The following is a 22,686-nucleotide window of genomic DNA, read 5'->3' as shown; positions in this document are numbered from 1 at the left end:
GGACGATCTCCATTCTGTCTGTGATGGCTGCATAGCCGGCCAGTGTGGGTTGGTCGAACAGGGCGCGCACGTCGGCCTCCAGGCCTTGTTCGCGCAGGCGGGAGGTGAGGGTCACCGCCAGCAGCGAATGGCCGCCCAGTTCGAAGAAGTTGTCGTGCCGCCCTACCCGTTCCACGCCCAGCAGTTCGGCCCAGATCGCGGCCAGCAGGGTTTCGGTTTCGCCTTCCGGGGCCTCGAACGGGCGTTCCTGAATGGCATCCGGTTGCGGCAGGGCCTTGCGGTCGAGCTTGCCGTTGGGGCTCAGTGGCAGGGTTTCGAGGTGCATGAACAGCGCGGGCACCATGAACTCCGGCAGGTGCTTGAGCAGTGCGGCGCGCAGCATTTCTACCGCTTGCAGCTCGCCGGTGTAGTACGCGATCAGGCGTTGATCGCGGGCTACCACCACGGCTTCCTTGACGCCGACAATGGCGGTCAGGCCGGCCTGGATTTCGCCCAGTTCGATGCGCAGGCCACGGATTTTCACTTGGTCGTCGTTGCGGCCCAGGTATTCGATGTTGCCGTCCGCAAGGTGTCGCGCCAGATCGCCGGTGCGGTACAGACGCGCACCAGGCCGGGTGCTGAACGGATCGTCGATGAAGCGCTCGGCGGTCAATTCGGCACGGTTGAGGTAGCCGCGGGCAACCTGTACGCCACCAATGAACAGCTCGCCCGCCACGCCCTGCGGCACCGGCTGGCCTTGGCTGTCCAGCACGTACAACGTGGTGTTGGCGATTGGCTTGCCGATTGGGGTGTTGTCCGGCGCGGTGACGCAGTGCCAGGCACTCACATCCACGGCGGCTTCGGTCGGCCCGTAGAGGTTGTGCAGTTCGACCGTGGGCAATTGGGCGTGGAATCGCCGTACCAGGCTGCCCGGCAACGCTTCGCCGCTGCACAGCACGCGCTTGAGGCGATCTGCCGAAGCGTCGCCATGCGCCAGGAACACGTCCAGCATCGACGGCACGAAGTGCAAGGTGGTGACGCCTTCGCTACGAATCACCTGGCGCAGGTACTCCGGATCACGATGCCCGCCTGGGCGAGCCATGACCAGGCGTGCGCCGGTTTGCAGCGGCCAGAGGAATTCCCACACCGACACGTCGAAGCTGAACGGGGTTTTCTGCAGCACCACGTCATCGGCACCAAGGCCGTAGGCGTCCTGCATCCACAGCAGGCGGTTGACCACCCCCGAGTGCTCGTTCATCACGCCCTTGGGTAGGCCGGTCGAGCCCGAGGTGTAGATCACATAGGCCAGATGATGTGGCGTCAGCGCAGCCACAACCGGGTTGCTGGCAGGCTGTGCATGCCAGCTTGGCTGCTCCAGATCGATCACCAGCCCCGCTTCCGGTACATGGCGAGTCGCGCCATGCACCAGCACCGCCACCGGCGCGCTGTCGCTCAGCATGTGGCGCACACGTTCGGCCGGGTAATCAGGATCGACCGGCACATAGGCACCACCGGCCTTGAGGATGGCCAGCAGCCCCACCACCATCGACAGCCCACGTTCGACGCAGATAGCTACGCGATCGTCCGGTCTCACCCCAAGATCGATCAGATGGTGCGCCAGGCGGTTAGCCTGCTCATTGAGCTGGCGATAGCTCAACACACCCTCTTCGGCCCGCACGGCTACGGCATCCGGCGTGCGCTCGACCTGCGCCTCGATCAGGCCATGCAAGGTCTGCTCAAGGTTGTATTCCTGCGCCGTGTCATTGAAGCCCACCAGCACACGCTGACGTTCCTCCATCTCCAGCACCGGCAAGCGCTGCAACGGCAGCTCAGGTTCGTGCTCCAGCACCGCGACCATGGCCTCGAGCACCTGGTTCATCTGCCCGCAGATCCGCGCTGCGCCAATGTCCGCAGGCGTCATGGCCACCAGGCGGAAGCCGTCGCCCAGGTCATCCACGTTCAGGCTCAACGGGTAGTTGCTGCGCTCCTGGCTTTCCAGGTTGTCGATACCCTCGGTGGCCTTGCGCTGGCTGGCACTGACCTGGGTGCTGTGGCGGTAGTTGAGCATTGCGCTGAACAGCGGCAACGGTGCCGCCACGCCGCTGCAGCGTTGCGCCAGTGCCAACGAAGCATGCTCGTGGGCCAGCAGCGCGCTGAGGCGCTGGTGGGCCGCCTGCGCCCCTTCACGCAGGCCGGTGCCGGCAAGGTCGATGCGCAGCGGCAAGGTGTTGATGAACATACCCAGCGCCCGCTCGGCGCCCTCGCCGCCCTGCAAGCGGCCAAGCAGCACGGTGCCGAACACCACGCTGTCCTTGCCGCTGGCGGCCCCGAGCAACCGCGCCCAGGCCAGGTGGAACAGGCTGGCGACACTGATACCCAGTTGCCGCCCTTGCTGGCGCAGGCGCTGGGCCAGGTCGTCATGCAGCCACAGCTGCGCCTCCTCGATATCACGGCCATCGCCTTGCACGTCGCTCAGGCCGAACGGCAGGGTCGGCTCGTCGATATCGCCCAGCTGCGAGCGGAAGAACGCCTCGTGCTCGGCCTGGCTGACCCCCAGGCGGGCCTGGGTCACGTAGTTGCGGTAAGGCACCGGCGCGTGGGCAGGTTCCCGGTTGCCCTGCAGGTAGCCAATCAGCTCTTCGCCGACCACTTCCATGGCGGTGTGGTCGAGGACGATGTGATGGAACTGCAGGGTGGCTTCGATGGCCTGTTCGGTTTGGGTGTAGTACAGGCGGATAAGCGGGGCCTGGCTCAGGTCGAGGCTGTGACTGCCCTCACCTTCGAAGATGCCCAGCGATGCACTGCGCCAGACCACTTGCACAGGCTGCGGCAGGCCTTCCCAGAGTACCGCCGTGCGCAGCACGTCGTGGCGGGCGATGACGGTGTTCAACGCCGCAGCGAAGTTGGCCAGGTGCTCGCGGCTGGCGAAGGCAAACCGCGATTGCAGCACGTAAGGGTCGTGCTCCGCTGCGCTCAAGTGATGGTAGAGGATGCCTTCCTGCAGCGGCGCCAGCGGGTAGATGTCCTGCACGTTCGCAGCACCGCCCGGCACGCTGGCGACGATACGCTCGATGGCGTGCGGCTCCAACGCGACCAGCGGCAGCATGGCTGGGGTGATGTGGGTGCAGCCCGCGGGGATCAGGTTGTCCGGCACTACCACCAGCCGTGCCTGGCCCAGGGTCGTCGCCAAAGCGGCGATGGTCGGCTGGCCGAACAATGTGCGTACGTCGACTTGCAGGCCTTCACGGCGCAGGCGCGCGGTGAGGTTCACCGCCAGCAGCGAATGCCCGCCCAGTTCGAAGAAGTTGTCATGCCGGCCGACCTGCGCCACGCCCAGCATCTCGGCCCAGACGTTGGCAAGCGCAGTTTCCACGGTGCCTTGCGGGGCAACATAGGCCTGCCCGCAGAGCAGTTCTGGGGCCGGGTTTGGCAAGGCCTTGCGGTCGAGCTTGCCATGGGGGGTCAGTGGCAAGGCATCCAGATGGATGAACGCCAGCGGCACCAGGTGCGACGGCAGGCTGGCCTGCAGCGCCTCCCGCAGTGCCTCCAGCGGCGCCGCGCCGGTGAACCAGGCCAGCAAGCGCTCGTCACGCACCAGCACCACCGCATCCTGGATGCCCGGCTGCGCTGCCAGTACGGCTTCGATTTCGCCAAGCTCCACGCGCACGCCGCGGATCTTCACCTGGTCGTCATTGCGGCCCAGGTAGTCGAGGGTGCCATCGGCGTTCCAGCGCACCAGGTCACCACTGCGGTACATCCGCGCCTGGGCCTGGGCACTGAACGGGTCGGCGAGGAAACGCTCGGCGGTCAGTTCTGGCCGGTGCAGGTAACCCCGGGCGACACCCGCACCGCCGATGTACAGCTCGCCGACCGCACCCACCGGTACCGGCTGACGATGCGCGTCCAGCACATAGACGCAGGTGTTGGCGATCGGCAGGCCGATATGCAAGGCGCCACCCGGCTGCAGTTGGCCGGAAGTGGCGACCACGGTCGCCTCGGTCGGGCCATAGTTGTTGACCAAAGCAAAGCCTGGGTCACGGTCGAACTGGCGCAGGCGATCGCCGCCGACCAGCAGGGTACGCAGGGTCGGGTGCTGGCATTGGCGGCGCAGGGCCTGCTCGGCCACCGGCGTGGGCAGGAAGCTGACCTGCAACGGTTGCTCCAGCCACCAGTCGAGCAGTTCGTCGACGTGTTCACCGGCAATGCGCGCAGGCGGCAGGTGCAGCACCGCCCCGCTGCACAGGGCCGGCCAGACCTCCCAGGCCACGGCGTCGAAACCGAAACCGGCCACGGTGCTGGTGTGGCTGCCCGCGCCGAGGTCGAAGGCTTCACAGTGCCAGTGCAGCAGATTGGCCAGCGTGCCGTGCTCGACCATCACCCCTTTGGGCTGGCCGGTGGAGCCGGAGGTATAGATCACATAGGCCAGCTGCCGGTCGTCCAGGCCCGCGACTTGCGGGTTGATGTCTGTTTCGCCCTGCCAGTCATCGCGGTCCAGCTCGACCCGTGCGCTATCGCCGAGCACGCCCAGCGTGCTGGCGTCGGCCAGCACCAGCGCAGGGGCGCTGTCCTGCAGCAGGTAGGCAATGCGCTCGGCCGGGTAACCAGGGTCCACCGGCACATAGGCAGCACCCGCCTTGAGCACCGCCAGCAGGCCAACCAGGCGTTCGAGGCTGCGCGGCAGGCACAGGGCAACCCGGTCGCCCAGTTGCACGCCGCGGCGGATCAGGTGATGGGCCAGGCGGTTGGCGCTGCGGTTGAGCTCGCCGTAGCTCAGCACCTGGCCATCCTGCACCAGGGCCGCCGCTTGCGGCGCACGGGCGGCCCAGGCTTCCACCAGGGCATGCACGGTCTGCCCCTGCGGGTAGGCTCGGGCGGTGGCGTTGAAGGTGTGCAGCAGCTGTTGGCGGGCAGCTGCGTCGAGGATCGGGAGGGCGTCCACGGGGGTGCTGTCGGCATGTGCCAGCGCATCGCTCAACTGCGCCAGCGCCTGGCTCATCCACTGGGCGACGCGCCCGGCACCGATGCCCTGCTGGGCGAGCACGCTCAAGGTAAAGCCGTCGCCCAGGTCGTCGACGCTGAGGGTGAGCGGGTAGTTGCTGCGCTCTTCGCCGCCCAGCAGGCGCACGCCCTGCACGCTGGCATCGCCTTCGGCAGGTGCACCGGCACTGCTGTGGCGGTAGTTGAACAAGGCACTGAACAACGGTAAGCCAGGTGCCACGCCGCTGCAGCGCTGGGCCAACGCCAGCGAGGCGTGTTCATGGCCGAGCAGTGCCGACAGGCGCTGGTGGGTAACCCGTACGGCCTGCAGCGCAGGCGCGGCAAGGTCGATACGCAGCGGCAGGGTATTGATGAACACACCCAGCGCACGGTCGGCGCCTTCACCGCCCTGCAGGCGGCCCATCAGCACGGTGCCGAACACCACGTCGCTGCGGTTGGCCAGCACCCCGAGCACCCGCGCCCAGGCCAGGTGCGCCAGGCTTGCGGCGCTTACGCCCAGGCGCCGGGCCTGCTCGCGCAGCTGCCGGGCCACCTCTGCTTCGACGGGCAACTGTGCCTCTTCGATGGCGCGGCCATCGCCTTGCACATCGGCCAGGCCGAACGGCAGGGTCGGTTCGTCGAGGTCGCCGAGCATGTCGCGGAAGAACGCCTCGTGCCCGGCATCATCAGCCCCCAGGCGAGCCTGGGCGACGTAGGTGCGGTAAGGCACCGGTGCGGCCAGGTGCCCGGCGTTACCCGCCAGCAATGCCTGCATTTCGCCGGCAATCACTTCCATGGCGGTGTGGTCGAGAGCCAAGTGGTGGAACTGCAGGATGGCCACCACGCGCTGGTTGGCCGGGTCGTCGGCATGTACCAGGCGCATCAGCGGTGCCCGCGCCAGGTCAATGCGCTGGTGGCGGGCGTCGAAACGGGCCTGCAAGGCATCGATCGGCGAAGCGCCGGCCAGGTCGGTGATTGCCGTCACCTCCATGCGTGCTGCTCGCCAGACCACCTGCACCGGTTGCTCCAGCCCCTCGGTCAGCACCGACGTGCGCAGGATGTCATGGCGGTCGATGACCTGCTGCAGCGCCCCGGCCCAGGCCTGCAGGCGCGCCAGGCTGTCGAAGGCCAGGCGCGACTGCAGCAGGTACGGGTCGCCCTGCTCGGAGCTCAGGTGGTGATAGAGAATGCCCTCCTGCAGCGGCGCCAGCGGGTAGATCTCCTGCACGTTGGCAGCGCCGCCTGGGACGCTGGCGACGATCCGGTCGATGCTGGCCTGGTCGAGTTCGATCAGGCTGAGCATGGCCGGTGTGATCCGCTCGACGCCCTCGGGCACGCGGTTGGCGGGCACTTGCACTTCGCGGCCACTGCCCACCGCTGCGGCCAGGGCGGCCAGGGTGGGCTGGGCGAACAGCACACGCACATCGGCGCTGAGGCCGGCCTTGCGCATGCGCTCGATCAGGGTAACGGCCAGCAGCGAGTGGCCACCCAGTTCGAAGAAGTGATCATGGCGGCCTACTTGTTCGACCTTGAGCACCTCTGCCCAGATCGCCGCGAGGCTGCGCTCCACCTGGCCCTGCGGCGCCTCGAAGGCACGGCTGAGCAGCGCCTCGTTGCCGGGCAGCGGCAGCGCGCGGCGGTCGAGTTTGCCGTTGGCGGTCAGCGGTAGTTCAGCCACGTGCACATAGGCTGCTGGCAGCATGTAGTCGGGCAAATGGCCTTGCAGCTGGCCGTGCAGCTCGGCGATGGCCGGGGCTGCGCCGTTTGCCGTGAAGTAGGCGACCAGGCGCTTGTCGCCCGGCGTGTCCTCGCGCAGCACCACGGCCGTGTCGCGAACGCCGGTGCAGTTGGCCAGGCAGGCCTCGATCTCGCCCAGCTCGATCCGAAAACCCCGCAGCTTGATCTGCTGGTCGGCGCGGCCCAGGTAGCGCAGGGTACCGTCGGCCTGCCAGCTCACCAGGTCGCCGCTGCGGTACATGCGTGCGCCTGCCTCGGGGCTGAACGGGTCGTCCAGGAAGCGCTCGGCAGTCAACGCCGGTTGGCCCAGGTAACCCAGGGCGACGCCGTCGCCGCCGATGTAGAGTTCGCCCACGGCACCGACCGGCAGCGGCTGCTGGCGGGCGTCGAGCACATAGCAGCGGCCGTTGCCAATCGGCTGGCCAATGGGGATGCTGCCCTCGCCGACTTCGGTGATCTCGTGGGTGGTACTGAACGTGGTGGCCTCGGTCGGGCCGTAGCCGTTCAGCAGGTGAGCCGGTGCACCTTCGCGCAGCACCCTGGCGATCACAGCCGGGTCCAGCACATCACCGCCCACCATCAGGTAACGCAGCTTGGCCAGCGCAGGCAGCAGGTCGCCGGCAAACTGGTGGAACAGCCCGGCAGTCAGCCACAGCACGCTCACCCCATGCTTCAGCAACGCATCGCGCAAGGCTTCGCGTGACAGCACCTGATGCTGGTCGATGACCACCACGCGCCCACCGTTGAGCAACGGCGCCCAGGCTTCCAGCGTACTGGCATCGAACGCGGGGTTGGAGGCAAAGGCAACCCGGTCCTGGTTGTTGAACACGGCAAAACCGTTGTTGATCACCAGGCGCACGATGGCCCGGTGCGGCACTTGCACGCCTTTTGGCGTACCGGTGGAGCCTGAGGTGTACATGATGTACGCCGCGCTGTTGGCGTTGACTGCCTGCCCTGGCGACTGGGCGGGGTAGCCCGCAAGGTCGAGCTGATCCAGCTCGACCCGCTGGGCCTGGCCCAGTTGCGGCTCGTCGCTGAGGGTCAGCAGCACCTGCGCCTGGCTGTCGGCAACCATGAACGCCTGGCGCTCGACCGGTGCATTGCTGTCCAGCGGTACATAGACCGCCGCGCATTTGCTGGCGGCCAGTTGCGCCGCCAACAGGTCGACGCTGCGTGGCAGCAGCAGCGCGATGCGATCCCCCGGGCGCACGCCAAGGGCGAGCAGGTGATGCGCCAGGCGGTTGGCGCGTTGATCAAGCTGCTGGTAGCTGACCTGCTGCTCGCCGTGCACCACCGCCACGGCGTCCGGGCTGAGCGCCGCATGGGCACCGAACAGGGTGTGCACGGCATGCTCGTGGGGGTAGTCACGGCGCGTGGCGTTGAAACCATGCAGTACCAACTCGCGTTCGCCAGGCGCCAGGCAGCTGACCCGCTGCAGGGCGGTGGCCGGTGCCTGCTCCAGGGTATGCACCAACTGCTCCAGGGCTGTGCCCAGCAGGCGGCACACCTGCGCCCCGTCCACTTGCGCCAGAGCTTGCACCGTGACAACGAAGCCATCGCCCAGGTCGTCGACGTTGACCACCAGCGGGTAATTGCTTCGTTCATGGGCCGCCAGTTGCTCGATGCCTTGCCAGGCGTCGCGCAATTCGGCCTTGGCCGGTGCACTGTGGCGGAAGTTGAGCAGGCTGGTGAACAACGGCTGGGTGGCCGGTACGCCGCTGCAGCGTTGGGCGACGGCCAGCGAGGCTTGCTCGTGGGCAAGCAGCCGCGCCAGGCGTTGATGGGTCAGGCGCACGCCATCGGCGACGCCGGCTGCGCCGATGCTGACGCGCAACGGCAAGGTATTGATGAACATGCCCAGCGCCCGCTCGGCGCCCTCGCCACCTTGCATACGGCCGAGCAGCACCGTGCCGAACACCACTTCCTGGCGCCCGGACAGCTGCGCCAGCACCTGGCCCCAGGCCTGGTGGACCAGGCTGGCGACGCTGATGCCCAGCTGCCTGGCCTGCTCACGCAGGCGCTTGGCCAGGCTGGCATCGAGCGCCTGTCGGCTGTCGAGCACGCGGCTGCCGTCGCTGTGCGCAGAGCGCAAGCCGAAGACTTCGGTCGGTTCGTCGATATCCCCCAACAACTCGCGGAACAGCGCTTCTTCGGCCTGGCTGTCGCCGCCGAGGCGCGCCTGGGCCACGTAGTTGCGGTAAGGCACGCTGGCGTGTGGCAGCGGCTGGTGCTGCAGCACGGCGGTAACTTCCGCCACCAGGTGCTCGACTGCGGCGTGGTCGAGGATGATGTGGTGAATCAGCAGGGTCGCTTCGAGGCGGCCGTTGGCTTGCACCGGGAGCAGGCGGATCAACGGCGCGGTGCCGAGGTTCAGGGCGTTGGCGTTTCCTTCGTTGGGCGAGACCGCGCCCACGGAGGGCACTTCGCGCCAGACGACCTGCACGGGTTCTTCGAGGTGCTGCCAGTGGATGCTGGTGCGCAGGATGTCGTGCCGCGCGATGACTTGATCCAGCGCAGCAGCGAAGGCGTCCAGCGTGGCCTGGTCGGGGAAGGCGAAGCGCGCCTGCAGCACGTAGGGGTCGGCGCCTTCGCTGGCCAGGTGGTGGTAGAGAATACCCTGCTGCAGGGGTGCCAGGCCGTAGATGTCCTGGATATTACTGGCGCCGCCGGGGACCTGCGCCGTCAGCCTGTCGATAGAGGCTTGCGACAGATCGGCCAGCGGCAGCATGCCTGGCGTGATGTGCTTGCAGTCAGCCGGTATGCGGTTGGCGGGCACCCTCAGGCCGGTTTCGCCGCTCACTGCAGCCGCCAGCGCCGCCAGGGTCGGTTGGCCGAACAGCACACGGATGTCTGCATGCAGGCCGTGTTGGCGCAGGCGCGAGGTGAGCGACACCGCCAGCAGCGAATGGCCGCCCAGTTCGAAGAAGTTGTCGTGGCGCCCTACCCGTTCCACGCCCAGCAGTTCGGCCCAGATCGCGGCCAGCAGGGTTTCGGTTTCGCCTTCGGGGGCCTCGAACGGGCGATCCTGAACGGCATCGGGTTGCGGCAATGCTTTGCGGTCGAGCTTGCCGTTGGGGCTCAGTGGCAGGGTTTCGAGGTGCATGAATAGCGCGGGCACCATGAATTCCGGCAGGTGCTGGAGCAGTCCGGCGCGCAGGGTTTCTACCGCTTGCGGCTCGCCGGTGTAGTAGGCGATCAGGCGTTGATCGCGGGCCACCACCACGGCTTCCTTGATACCCGCAATGGCGGTCAGGCCGGCCTGGATTTCCCCCAGTTCGATACGCAGGCCGCGGACCTTCACCTGGTCGTCGTTGCGGCCCAGGTATTCGATATTGCCGTCCGCAAGGTGTCGCGCCAGATCGCCGGTGCGGTACAGACGCGCCCCGGGCCGGGTGCTGAACGGATCGTCGATGAAGCGTTCGGCGGTCAGTTCGGCACGGTTCAGGTAGCCACGGGCAACTTGTACGCCACCAATGAACAGCTCGCCCGCCACGCCCTGCGGCACCGGCTGGCCTTGACCATCCAGCACGTACAACGTGGTGTTGGCGATTGGCTTGCCGATTGGGGTGTTGTCCGGCGCGGTGACGCAGTGCCAGGCACTCACATCCACGGCGGCTTCGGTCGGCCCGTAGAGGTTGTGCAGTTCCACGGTTGGAAGCTGGGTATGGAATCGCCGTACCAGGCTGCCAGGCAATGCCTCGCCGCTGCACAGCACGCGCTTGAGGCGATCTGCCGAAGCGTCGCCATGCGCGAGGAACACGTCCAGCATCGACGGCACGAAGTGCAAGGTGGTGACGCCTTCGCTACGAATCACCTCGCGCAGGTACTCCGGATCGCGATGCCCGCCTGGGCGAGCCATGACCAGGCGCGCACCGGTTTGCAGCGGCCAGAGGAATTCCCACACCGACACGTCGAAGCTGAACGGGGTTTTCTGCAGCACCACGTCATCGGCACCAAGGCCGTAGGCGTCCTGCATCCACAGCAGGCGGTTGACCACCCCCGAGTGCTCGTTCATCACGCCCTTGGGCAGGCCGGTCGAGCCCGAGGTGTAGATCACATAGGCCAGATGATGTGGCGTCAGCGCAGCCACAACCGGGTTGCTGGCAGGCTGTGCATGCCAGCTTGGCTGCTCCAGATCGATCACCAGCCCCGCTTCCGGTACATGGCGAGTCGCGCCATGCACCAGCACCGCCACCGGCGCGCTGTCGCTCAGCATGTGGCGCACGCGTTCGGCCGGGTAATCCGGATCGACGGGTACATAAGCACCACCGGCCTTGAGGATGGCCAGCAGCCCCACCACCATCGACAACCCACGTTCGACGCAGATAGCCACGCGATCGTCCGGTCTCACCCCAAGATCGATCAGATAATGCGCCAGGCGGTTAGCCTGCTCGTTGAGCTGGCGATAGCTCAACATACCCTCTTCGGCCCGCACGGCCACGGCATCCGGCGTGCGCTCGACCTGCGCCTCGATCAGCCCATGCAAGGTCTGCGCAAGGTTGTAGTCCTGCGCCGTGTCGTTGAAGCCCACCAGCACACGCTGGCGCTCCTCGGCCTCCAGCACCGGCAAGCGCTGCAACGGCAGCTCAGGTTCGTGCTCCAGTGCCGCGACCATGGCCTCGAGCACCTGGTTCATCTGCCCGCAGATCCGCGCCGCACCTATGTCCGCAGGCGTCATGGCGACCAGGCGGAAGCCGTCACCCAGGTCATCCACGTTCAGGCTCAACGGGTAGTTGGTGCGTTCCTGCCCCTCCAGTACCTCGATGCCCTGCCAGGCCTGACGCTGCTCGGCACTGCTTTGAGCACCGTGGCGGTAGTTGAGCATTGCGCTGAACAGCGGCAACGGTGCCGCCACGCCGCTGCAACGCTGGGCCAACGCCAGGGAAGCATGCTCGTGAGCCAGCAGTGCGCTGAGCCGCTGATGGGTGGCATGGGCCGCCGCGCGCAGGCTGACGCTGCCCAGGTCGACCCGCAGCGGCAAAGTGTTGATGAACATACCCAGTGCCCGCTCGGCGCCCTCGCCGCCTTGCAGGCGACCCAGCAAGACGGTGCCGAACACCACGCTGTCCTTGCCACTGGCCGCTGCCAGCAGGCGCGCCCAGGCCAGGTGGAACAGGCTGGCGACGCTGATACCCAGCACCCGCGCCTGGTGGCGCAGGCCAGCGGCCAGGTGCGCAGACAAGGGCAGCTTGACCTCCTGCATGCCACGGCCATCGCCTTGCACGTCGCTCAGGCCGAACGGCAGGGTCGGCTCGTCGATATCGGCCAGCTGCGAACGGAAGAACGCCTCGTGCTCGGCCTGGCTGATGCCCAGGCGGGCCTGGGCGACGTAGTTGCGATAGGGTGCCGGCGGCTGCGAGGGGGCAGGTTCGCCCTGGAGCAAGGCGACCAACTCTTCACCAATGACTTCCAGGGCCGTGTGGTCGAGGACGATGTGGTGGAATTGCAGGGTGGCTTCGATGCGTTGGCCGTCAGCCGGTTGGGCATGCAGCAGGCGGATCAGCGGGGCGCTGCTCAAGTTGAGGTCGGCGGCGCTGCTTTCGCGGGGCAAGCCCGCTCCCACAAGATCTGCGTCAACAGTGACCGGGGGGACCGTGCGCCAGACCACCTGCACCGGTTGCGGCAGGCCGTCCCAAAGCACAGCGGTGCGCAGTACATCGTGGCGGGCGATGACCTGGTCCAGGGCGTTGGCGAAGGCTTGCAGGCGTGCAAGGCTGTCGAAACGCAGCCGCGAATACAGCACGTACGGGTCGTGCTCAGGCGCACTCAGGTGGTGGTAGAGGATACCTTCCTGCAACGGCGCCAGTGGGTAGATGTCCTGCACGTTGGCGGCACCACCGGGCACGCTGGCGACGACCCGGTCGATGGCCGCCTGGTCGAGCTCGACCAGGCTGAGCAGGTCCGGGGTGATCGAAGCGCAATCTGCCGGGATACGGTTCTCGGGCACAACGACCTGCTGGTTCTGGCCGAGGGTCGCTGCCAGCGCGGCAATGGTCGGCTGGCCGAACAGGGTGCGTACATCGACCTGCAGCCCCTCTAGGCGCAGGCGTGCGGTCAGGCTCACGGCCAACAGCGAGTGGCCACCCAGTTCGAAGAAGTTGTCGTGCCGCCCTACCTGCTCGACACCCAGCAGTTCGGCCCATAGGCGTGCCAGCAGGGTTTCGGTGCTGCCTTGCGGTGCCTCGAAGGGGCGTTGCTGCAACGCAGCGTCCGGCGCGGGCAGCGCTTTGCGGTCAAGCTTGCCGTTGGGTGTCAACGGCAGGCTGTCGAGGTGGATGAACAGCCCCGGCACCATGTACTCGGGCAGCTGTGTCAGCAACGCTTGGCGCAGGCTGTCAGCTGGCTGTTCGGCGCCGGTGTAGTACCCGACCAGGCGCTCGCCAAAGGCCAGCACCACGGCTTCGCGCACACTGGCCACGCCGCTCAGGCAGGCCTCGATCTCACCCGGTTCGATCCGCAGGCCGCGGATTTTCACCTGGTGGTCGTTACGGCCCAGGAACTCAAGGTTGCCGTCGGCCCGCTGGCGCACCAGGTCGCCGCTGCGGTATAGCCGCTCGCCCGCCACGAACGGGCTGGCAATGAAGCGCTCGGCCTGCTGCTGCGCCAGGCCCAGGTAGCCCCGGGTAACGCCAGCGCCGCCGATGTGCAGGTGGCCGGCCACGCCCCACGGCACAGGCTGGTCGAGGCTGTCGAGCACGTACAGGTGGGTGTTGTCGATCGGCCGCCCGATCGGCAGTACGCCGGGTGGCAGCGCGGCGTCGGGCTCCAGGGTCCACACGCTGCAGTCGACCGTCGTCTCGGTAGGGCCGTAGACGTTGTGCAGGCGAACGCCTGGCAAGCGCTGGCGTACACGTGCCGCCAGGGCTGCGGTCAACTCGCCGCCGCCACAGACGATATCGCTGAGGCTACTGCACTGGGCGCTTTGCGCTTCGTCGAGGAACTGCTGCAGCAGCGCCGGTACGAACTGCACCACGCTCACCTGCTGCTTCTGGATGAGCTTCGCGAGGTACTGCGGGTCACGCTGGCCGTCTGGCCGTGCCAGCACCAGGCGCAGGCCGCTGCACAGTGGCCAGAACAGCTCCCACACCGAGGCGTCGAAGCTGACCGGGGTCTTGTGCAGCACGCTGCCTTCGGCCGGTACGGCGCACAGGCGGCGGCTCCAGTGCACCAGGTTGACCACGTTGCGGTGCTCGACCATCACGCCCTTGGGCAGGCCGGTGGAGCCGGAGGTGTAGATCACGTACGCCAGGTGCTGCGCTGCCAGGCCCGGTACACGCGGGTTGCTGAGCGGCTGGGCGCCCCAGGCCGGCTGGTCCAGGTCGACCAGCAGCGCTGGCGACGCTTGCACTGCCGCACGGGTGGCACCGTGCACCAGCACGGCCAGCGGTGCGCTGTCGGCCAGCATGTGGCGAATACGCTCGGCCGGGTAGCCGGGGTCGACCGGCACGTAGGCCCCGCCCGCTTTCAGAATGGCCAGCAAGCCGACCACCAGCGACAGGCCACGCTCGACGCAGATCGCCACGCGGTCGTCGGGTTTTACCCCAAGGCCGATCAGGTAGTGGGCCAGGCGGTTGGCCTGCTCGTCCAGTTGGCGGTAGCTCAGCGTGCCTTCTTCGGCCACCAGGGCCAACGCATCAGGCGCACGCCGCACCTGCGCCTCGAACAGGCTGTGCAGGGGCTGTTGCAGGTCATGCGGCGACGCAGTGGCGTTGCTTTCGACCAGCAATTGCTGGCGCTCCTCGGCTGCCAGCACCGGCAGTTGCTGCAGGGGCAACTGTGGCTGCTGTTCAAGGGCATCGAGCAGGCCAACGAGCACCTGCAGCAGTTGCTCGCAGACCCGCTGCGCGCCCACCTGCGCAGTCACTTGTGCGGTCATGCGCAGGCCATCGCCCAGGTCGTCGACGTTAACGCTCAACGGGTAGTTGCCATGCCCGCCGCTGGGCAATGCTTCGATGCCTTCAAGGGCTTCGCGGTGCATCTGTTGCTCGGCATTACTCGCACCGTGGCGATAATTGAGCATCGCGCTGAACAACGGCATTGGCGCGGCCACACCGCTGCAGCGCTGGGCCAGGGCCAGCGACGCGTGTTCGTGCACCAGCAGCGCGCTCAGCCGCTCGTGGGCCAGGCGCACACCGTCCCGTACGCCCAGGCCATCTAGGTCCAGGCGCAGCGGCAGGGTGTTGATGAACATGCCCAGGCCACGGTCGGCGCCGGCGCCACCTTGCAGGCGGCCAAGCAGCACGGTGCCGAATACCACGCTGCCGTTGCCGCTGGTGGCCGACACCAGGCGGGCCCAGGCCAGGTGCAGCAGGCTGGCGGCACTCACCCCCAGTTGCTGGGCCTGGTGGCGCAGGCGTTGGTAGTCGGCGGCTTGCAGTTGCACGCTGGCCAACTCGAAGCGGCTGGCCTGGGCCTGGAGATCGGTCAGGCCGTAGGGCAACGTCGGCTCAGCGATATCGGCCAGTTGGGTGCGGAAGAACGCTTCGTGCTCGGCTTCGCTGATGGCCAGGCGCGCCTGGGCCACGTAGTTGCGGTACGGCACGGGCGCGTGGCTTGGGGCTTGGCCGCGCAGGTGGTCGCGGATCTCTTCGAGCACCACCTTCATGGCGGTGTGGTCGAGGACGATGTGGTGGAATTGCAGGGTGGCTTCGATGCGTTGGCCGTCAGCCGGTTGGGCATGCAGCAGGCGGATCAGCGGGGCGCCGCTCAAGTTGAGGTCGGCGGCGCTGCTTTCGCGGGGCAAGCCCGCGCCCACAAGATCTGCGTCAACAGTGACAGGGTGGACCGTGCGCCAGACCACTTGCACGGGCTGCGGCAGGCCGTCCCAGAGCACCGCAGTGCGCAGCACGTCGTGGCGAGCGATGACCTTGTCCAGGGCGCTGGCGAAGGCGTGCAGCCGTGCAGGGCTGTCGAATGCAATGCGCCATTGCAGCAGGTACGGGTCTTCGCCGGCAGCACTGAGGTGGTGGTAGAGGATGCCTTCCTGCAGCGGCGCCAGCGGGTAGATGTCCTGAATGTTGGCAGCGCCGCCCGGCACCGTGGCCGCGATGCGCGCGATGCTGGCTTCACTCAGGTCGATCAGCGCCAGCATGTCCGGGGTGATATGGGTGCAGGCGGGCGGGATGCGGTTTTCCGGCACCGTCACCTGGCGCCCTTTGCCCAGCGCCGCCGCCAGTGCGGCCACTGTCGGCTGGCCGAACAGCACGCGCACGTCGGTTTGCAGGCCCTGTTGGCGCAGGCGCTCGATCAGGGTGACGGCCAGCAGCGAATGGCCGCCCAGCTCGAAGAAGTTGTCGTGGCGCCCTACCCGTTCCACACCCAGCACGTCAGCCCAGGTTGCGGCCATCGCGGCTTCGGTCTCGCCTTGAGGCGGCACGTAGCCTTGGCTGCCCAGGTCGGCGGCCGCAGGCTCGGGCAATGCACGGCGGTCGAGCTTGCCGTGGCTGGTCAGCGGCAGCTGGGCCAGGCGGATCAATGCTTGCGGCAACAGGTGTGCCGGCAGGCTGGCCTGCAGGGCCTGGCGCAGGTGTTCGAGCTGCACCGGCGCGGTTTCGGTGAACCAGGCCAGCAGCCGCTCGCCACGCACCAGCACCACGGCATCGTCAATACCCGGCTGGGCCGCCAGGGCCGCTTCGATTTCGCCCAGTTCAACCCGCACGCCGCGGATTTTCACCTGGTCGTCGTTGCGGCCCAGGTAATCCAGGGTGCCATCGGCGTTCCAGCGCACCAGGTCGCCACTGCGGTACATGCGCGCGCCCGGCTTGCGGCTGAACGGGTCGTCGAGAAAGCGCTCGGCGGTCAGTTCGGGCCGGTTGAAATAGCCGCGGGCGACCTGCGCACCGCCAATGTAAAGCTCACCGGCAACCCCGATCGGCACTGGCTCGCGCTGTTCGTCGAGCACATAGACGCGGGTGTTGGCGATGGGCTGCCCGATGTGCAGCGCAGCACCCGGCAGCACCTTGCCAGAGGTGGCGACCACAGTGGTTTCGGTCGGGCCGTAATTGTTGACCAGGTCGAACCCGGGGTCGCGGTCGAACTGGCGCAGGCGGTCGCCACCGATCAGCAAGGTGCGCAAGGTGGGGTGCTGGCGCTCGCGGCGCAGCGCCTGCTCGGCCACCGGGGTGGGCAGGAAGCTGACTTTAAGGGGCTGCTCCAGCCACCAGTCGAGCAACTCGTCGACGTGCTCGTTGGCGATGTGCGCAGGCGGCAAGTGCAAGGTGGCACCGGCGCACAATGCCGGCCAGACCTCCCAGGCCATGGCATCGAACCCGAAACCGGCGACGCTGGAGGTGCGCTCGCCGGCGCCCAGCGCGAAGGCCTGGCAGTGCCAGTGCACCAGGTTGGCCAGCGTCTGGTGTTCGATCATCACGCCCTTGGGCTGGCCGGTAGAGCCGGAGGTGTACACCACATAGGCCAGGTGATGGGCATCCAGCCCGGCCACCTGCGGGTTGCCGTCGAATGAGTGCCAGGCGGCCGGCTGATCGATGTCCAGGCGTGGGGCGTCTGGCAGGCCATTGAGGCTCGACTCGGCCAGCAGCAAGGCGGGGGCGCTGTCACTGAGCAGGTAGGCGATACGTTCTGCCGGGTAGCTCGGGTCCACCGGCACGTAAGCGGCGCCGGCCTTGAGCACGGCCAGCAGGGCAATGACCCGCTCAATACTGCGCGGCAGGCACAGGGCAACCCGGTCGCCCGGCTGCACACCGCACTCGATCAGGCGGTGGGCCAGGCGGTTGGCGCGTTGGTTCAGCTCGGCGTAACTCACCGCGCGGTCTGCCTGGCTCAGCGCCGAGGCGTCGGGCGTACGGGCAGCCTGGGCTTCGACCAGGGCGTGCACGGTCTGCCCTTGTGAGAACTCCCGGGCGGTGTCGTTGAAGCTGCCGAGCAGTTGATGCCGCGCCTCATCGCTGAGGATCGGCAGGCTATCGACCGAAGTGCCGTGACCTTGTTCGAGCGCTTGCAGCAGCTGGCCTACGGCTTCAGCCATCCAGGCGACAACCCGGGTGGCGCCGATGCCTTCGACTGCCAGCACGCTGAAACTGAAGCCTTCACCCAGGTCGTTGACGCTCAAGGTCAATGGGTAGTTGCTGCGCTCTTCGCCGCCCAGCAGCCGAACGCCTTCCCAGATCCCTTCGCCTTCGCGCGGCGCATCGGCTGCGCTGTGGCGGTAGTTGAGCAACGCGCTGAACAACGGCGCCGAGGCCGCCACGCCGCTGCAACGCTGGGCCAGCGCCAGGGGGGCGTGCTCATGGCCAAGCAACCCCGACAGGCTGCGGTGGGTGGCGCGCACGGCCGCTTGCACCGAGGCGCGGGTATCGACCCGCAGCGGCAAGGTGTTGATGAACATGCCCAACGCGCGGTCGGCGCCCTCGCCGCCCTGCAGGCGGCCCATCAGCACCGTGCCGAACACCACGTCGTGGCGGTTGGCGAGCACCCCCAGCACACGCGCCCAGGCCAGGTGCATCAGGCTTGCGGCGCTGACGCCCAGCTGGCGGGCCTGGCTGCGCAGGCGCTGGCTGATGCCGCCATCCAGTGCCTGGAAGGCGGTTTCGATTCCGCGGCCGTCGCCTTGTACATCGGCCAAACCCAGCGGCAAGGTCGGCTCGTCGACGTCTGCCAGCATCGTGCGGAAGAACGCTTCATGCCCGGCCTGGTCGGCCAGGCGGGCCTGGGCCACATAGTTGCGGTACGGCACCGCCGGCGGCAGGGTATCGGCCTGGCCGAACAGCAGCGCGCGCATTTCCCGGGCGACCACGTCCATGGCGGTGTGGTCGAGGGTCAGGTGGTGGAACAGCAGGATCGCCACCACCTGCTGGTTGGCAGGGTCGAGGCTGTAGTAAAGGCGGGTCAGCGGCGCCTGGCCCAGGTCGAGGCGGTGGTGGCGGGCGTCGAAGCGGGCGTGCAGCTGTTCGATGCGGTCGGCACCGGGCTCATCGGCCAGGTCGTCGACTTCGTTGACGGCAAGCTCGGCCTTGCGCCACACCACCTGCAGCTGCTGCGCCAGGCCTTGCCAGAGCACCGAGGTGCGCAGGATATCGTGGCGGTCGATGACCTGCTGCAGGGCGCCGGCCCAAGCCAGCAGGCGTTCGACGCTGTCGAAGGCCAGGCGGGTCTGCAGCAGGTACGGGTCGCCCTGCTCGGCACTCAGGTGGTGATAGAGAATGCCTTCCTGCAACGGCGCGAGTGGGTAGATTTCCTGCACGTTGGCGGCGCCACCGGGCACGCTGGCGACTACGGCGTCGATCGCGGCCTGGTCCAGGTCGATCAGGCTGAGCATGTCCGGGGTGATGCGTTGGGCGTTGTGCGGCACACGGTTGGCCGGCACCTGGGCTTCATGGCCGATCCCGGCTGCACTGGCCAGCGCCGCCAGGGTCGGCTGGGCGAACAGCACCCGCACGTCGATCACCAGGCCCGCCTTGCGCAGGCGCTCGACCAGGGTCACGGCCAGCAACGAATGGCCACCCAGTTCGAAGAAGTTGTCGTGGCGCCCTACCCGCTCGACACCCAGCACCTCGGCCCAGATCGCGGCCATGGTCGCTTCGGTGGCATTCTGCGGTGCTTCGTAGGCCTGGCCGGCCAGCAACGCACTGTCGGGGTCGGGCAGCGCGCGGCGGTCGAGCTTGCCGTGGCTGGTCAACGGCAGTTCAGCCAGGCGTATGAACGCGGCCGGTATCAGTTGCGCCGGCAGGCTGGCCTGCAGGGCCTGACGCAGTTGTTCAAGGTCTACTGGCGCGGCCTCGGTGAACCAGGCCAGCAGGCGCGCATCGCGCACCAGTACCACGGCATCGGCGATACCCGGTTGCATAGCCAGGGCGGCTTCGATTTCGCCCAGCTCCACCCGCACGCCGCGGACCTTCACCTGGTCATCGTTGCGGCCCAGGTAGTCCAGCGTGCCGTCGGTGTTCCAGCGCACCAGGTCGCCACTGCGGTACATGCGGGCGTTGGCAGCCTCGCTGAACGGGTCGGCCAGAAAACGCTGCTCGGTCAGTTCAGGGCGATTGAAGTAGCCGCGCGCGACCTGCGCACCGCCGATATACAACTCACCGGTAACACCTACCGGTACAGGCTGCAGGCCCTCATCGAGCACATACACGCGGGTATTGGCGATTGGCTGGCCGATATGCAGAGCCGCGCCAGGGGTGAGCTGCCCGGAGGTCGCAACCACCGTGGTTTCGGTTGGGCCGTAGTTGTTGACCACGGCAAAGCCTGGGTCGCGATCGAACTGGCGCAGGCGGTCACCGCCAATCAGCAAGGTGCGCAGGGTTGGGTGCTGGCGGTCGCGGCGCAAGGCCTGTTCGGCCACCGGGGTCGGCAGGAAGCTGACCTGCAGCGGCTGCTGCAGCCACCAGTCGAGCAATTCGTCGACGTGTTCGTTGCCGATGTGCACAGGCGGCAGGTGCAAGGTGGCACCGGCACACAAGGTCGGCCAGACTTCCCAGGCCATGGCGTCGAAACCAAAGCCTGCGACGCTGGAGCTGTGCGATTCGGCGTGCAGCTCGAACGCCTGGCAATGCCAATGAACAAGGTTTGCCAGGGTGTGGTGCTCGACCATCACGCCTTTGGGCTGGCCGGTGGAGCCGGAGGTGTAGACCAGGTAGGCCAGCTGCTGCGCGTCCAGCCCGGGCAGTGCCGGGTTACCCTCATCCGCGGCGAAGGCGCCGGGCTGGTCCAGGTTCAAGCGTGGCACGTTTGCCAGGTTCTCGCTGGCCGTCGTCGCCAGCACCAGGGTTGGGGCACTGTCGGCCAGCAGATAGGCGATGCGCTCGGCTGGGTACGCCGGGTCCACGGGCACGTAGGCGGCACCGGCCTTCAGCACCGCCAGCAGGCCGACCAGGCGCTCGGCGCTGCGTGGCAGGCACAGGGCGACCCGGTCACCCACCTTGACCCCCTGCGCGATCAACTGGTGGGCAAGCTGGTTGGCGCGCCGGTTCAGCTCGGCGTAGCTGAGCACCTGCTCAGCCTGTACCAGCGCTGCCGCATGCGGCGCACGCGCGGCCTGGGCCTCGACCAGGGCATGCACGGTCTGCCCCTGCGCATAGGCCTGTGTGGTGCGGTTGAACTGCTGCAGCACTTGCTCGCGCTCGCGCGGCGGTAGCACCGGCAACACCTGCAGGGGCGTCGAAGGCTGGTGCTCCAGTGCTTGCACCAGGCTTGCCAGCACTTGTGCGAACTGCTCACTCAAACGGGCCGCGCCCCACTGCGGCAGGCTCTGGACGGTCAGGCGCAGGTCGTCACCCAGGTCATCGACACTGACAGTCAGCGGGTAGTCGGTGCGCTCTTCGGCGCCGACGATATCGATACCGGGTGCCACCGGAATGATTTCAGCCGCATCACCGGCGGCACTGTGGCGGTAGTTGAGCATGCTGTTGAAAAGCGGCGCCGGCGCGGCAACACCGCTGCAACGCTGGGCCAGGGCCAGGGAAGCCTGCTCATGGCCGAGCAAGGCAGTGAGGCGTCGATGCGTCGCCAGCAGTGCATCGCGCACCCCCTGCTGGCCAAGGTCGATGCGCAGCGGCAGGGTATTGATGAACATGCCCAAGGCTTGCTCGCTGCCGTCGCCGGTGGTCATGCGCCCCAGCAGGACGCTGCCGAACACCACAGCCTGGCGCGCCGACAATTGCCCTACCAGGCGGGCGAAGCCCAGGTGCAGCACGCTTGCCGGGCTTACCCCAAGCAAGCGCGCCTGGCTGCGCAGGCGTTGGCTGAGCGCCGCTGGCAAGGTCAGGCGCGCCTGTTCCAGTGCCTGGTCGCCTTTATCCTGCAGGCCGAAGGCCAAGGTCGGCTCATCGATATCGGCCAGCATGTCGCGGAAGAAGTGCTCGTGGGCCTTCTCGTCCAGCGCCAGGCGGGCGGCGGCGAGTACGTTGCGAAACGGCATGGGCGCAGCCAGCTGCGCCGATTCACCGGCCAGATGCGCCTGGATTTCGCGGCGTACGATGTCCAGCGCGGTATGGTCCATCACCACGTGATGGAACATCAGCAAGGCGACCCACTCATCGCCTTCAGTTTGCGCATGCATCAATTGCATCAGCGGTGCCTGGCGCAGGTCGAGGCGGTAGTGCCGTGGGTCAAAACGCGCGCACAGCTTGGCCAACACATCGCTGCCATCGACCGCGATGGCCTCGCGCACCAGCGTCGCCTCCTGCCATACCACCTGCACCGGTTCGTCGAGGTATTCCCAATGCAGCGCCGTGCGCAGAATGTCATGGCGCTGGATCACCCATTGCAGGGCCTGGGCAAAGGCTTCGAGGTGCGCCTTGCTGGTGAAGCGCAGTTGCACCTGGGCAAGGTACGGATCGCCATCGCTGGCTGCCAGGTGCTGGTACAACATGCCTTGCTGCAGCGGCGCCAGCGGGTAGATGTCCTGCACGTTGGCCGCGCCGCCCGGTACGCTGGCGACGATGCGGTCGATGGCCTGCTGGTCGAGTTGCACCAGCGGCAGCATGTCGGGGGTGATGCGAAACGCCGGGCTCAGCCAGTCGTCATCGCGTTCGGCGAGCATCTCCAGCAAGGCCGGCTTATGCCGAGACAGCGCCTCCCACAGGGTATCGTCCAGGGTGTCGTCATCGCCCAGAACGATCAGGTCCTGGTCTTCGCGCTGGAGTCGGATTGCACGGGTGGAAAGAGCAGCCATCAGTTCGCTGAAGTGCATCGGTAAGCATCCTGCTTTGCCTGGAAATGGGAATCGGGGACACGCTAAAGGATCGTGACCGGACGGTCTGACATGGGAAGCGGGGACAGGGGCGTGTCTTGGGGGGGCGCAAGCGCTAGGCAGGAGGTTTGTGGCGCATCGCGAAGCGCTTGCCTTGGGATCTATAGCGCCTTTGAGATCGAGCGCCGCCCGCGCGGCGCTTCGCGAAGCGCTTGGCTTGGGATCTTTAGCGCCTTTGAGATCGAGCGCCGCCCGCGCGGCGCTTCGCGGGGCAAGCCCGCTCCCACATTTGTTGCAACGTGCCATGGCCTGTGAGGCCATAGTTGCCAGCCTTGTTGGCACGA

General features: G+C 67.5%; 2 pseudogenes. Both read right to left on the bottom strand.

Annotation, left to right across the window (positions count from 1 at the left end):
• Positions 1 to 8 precede the first annotated feature (8 nt).
• A pseudogene (locus ACFY68_RS04740) lies at positions 9 to 6,316 on the bottom strand (amino acid adenylation domain-containing protein); the annotation flags it as partial.
• Between the two features lie 66 nt (positions 6,317 to 6,382).
• A pseudogene (locus tag ACFY68_RS04735) lies at positions 6,383 to 22,135 on the bottom strand (amino acid adenylation domain-containing protein); the annotation flags it as partial.
• Positions 22,136 to 22,686 lie beyond the last annotated feature (551 nt).

It is taken from the genome of Pseudomonas sp. NPDC012596, assembly GCF_042902325.1.
GTDB lineage: Bacteria > Pseudomonadota > Gammaproteobacteria > Pseudomonadales > Pseudomonadaceae > Aquipseudomonas.
Note: the sequence above shows the minus strand (reverse complement) of the source record. Positions and strands in the feature narration are given on the sequence as shown.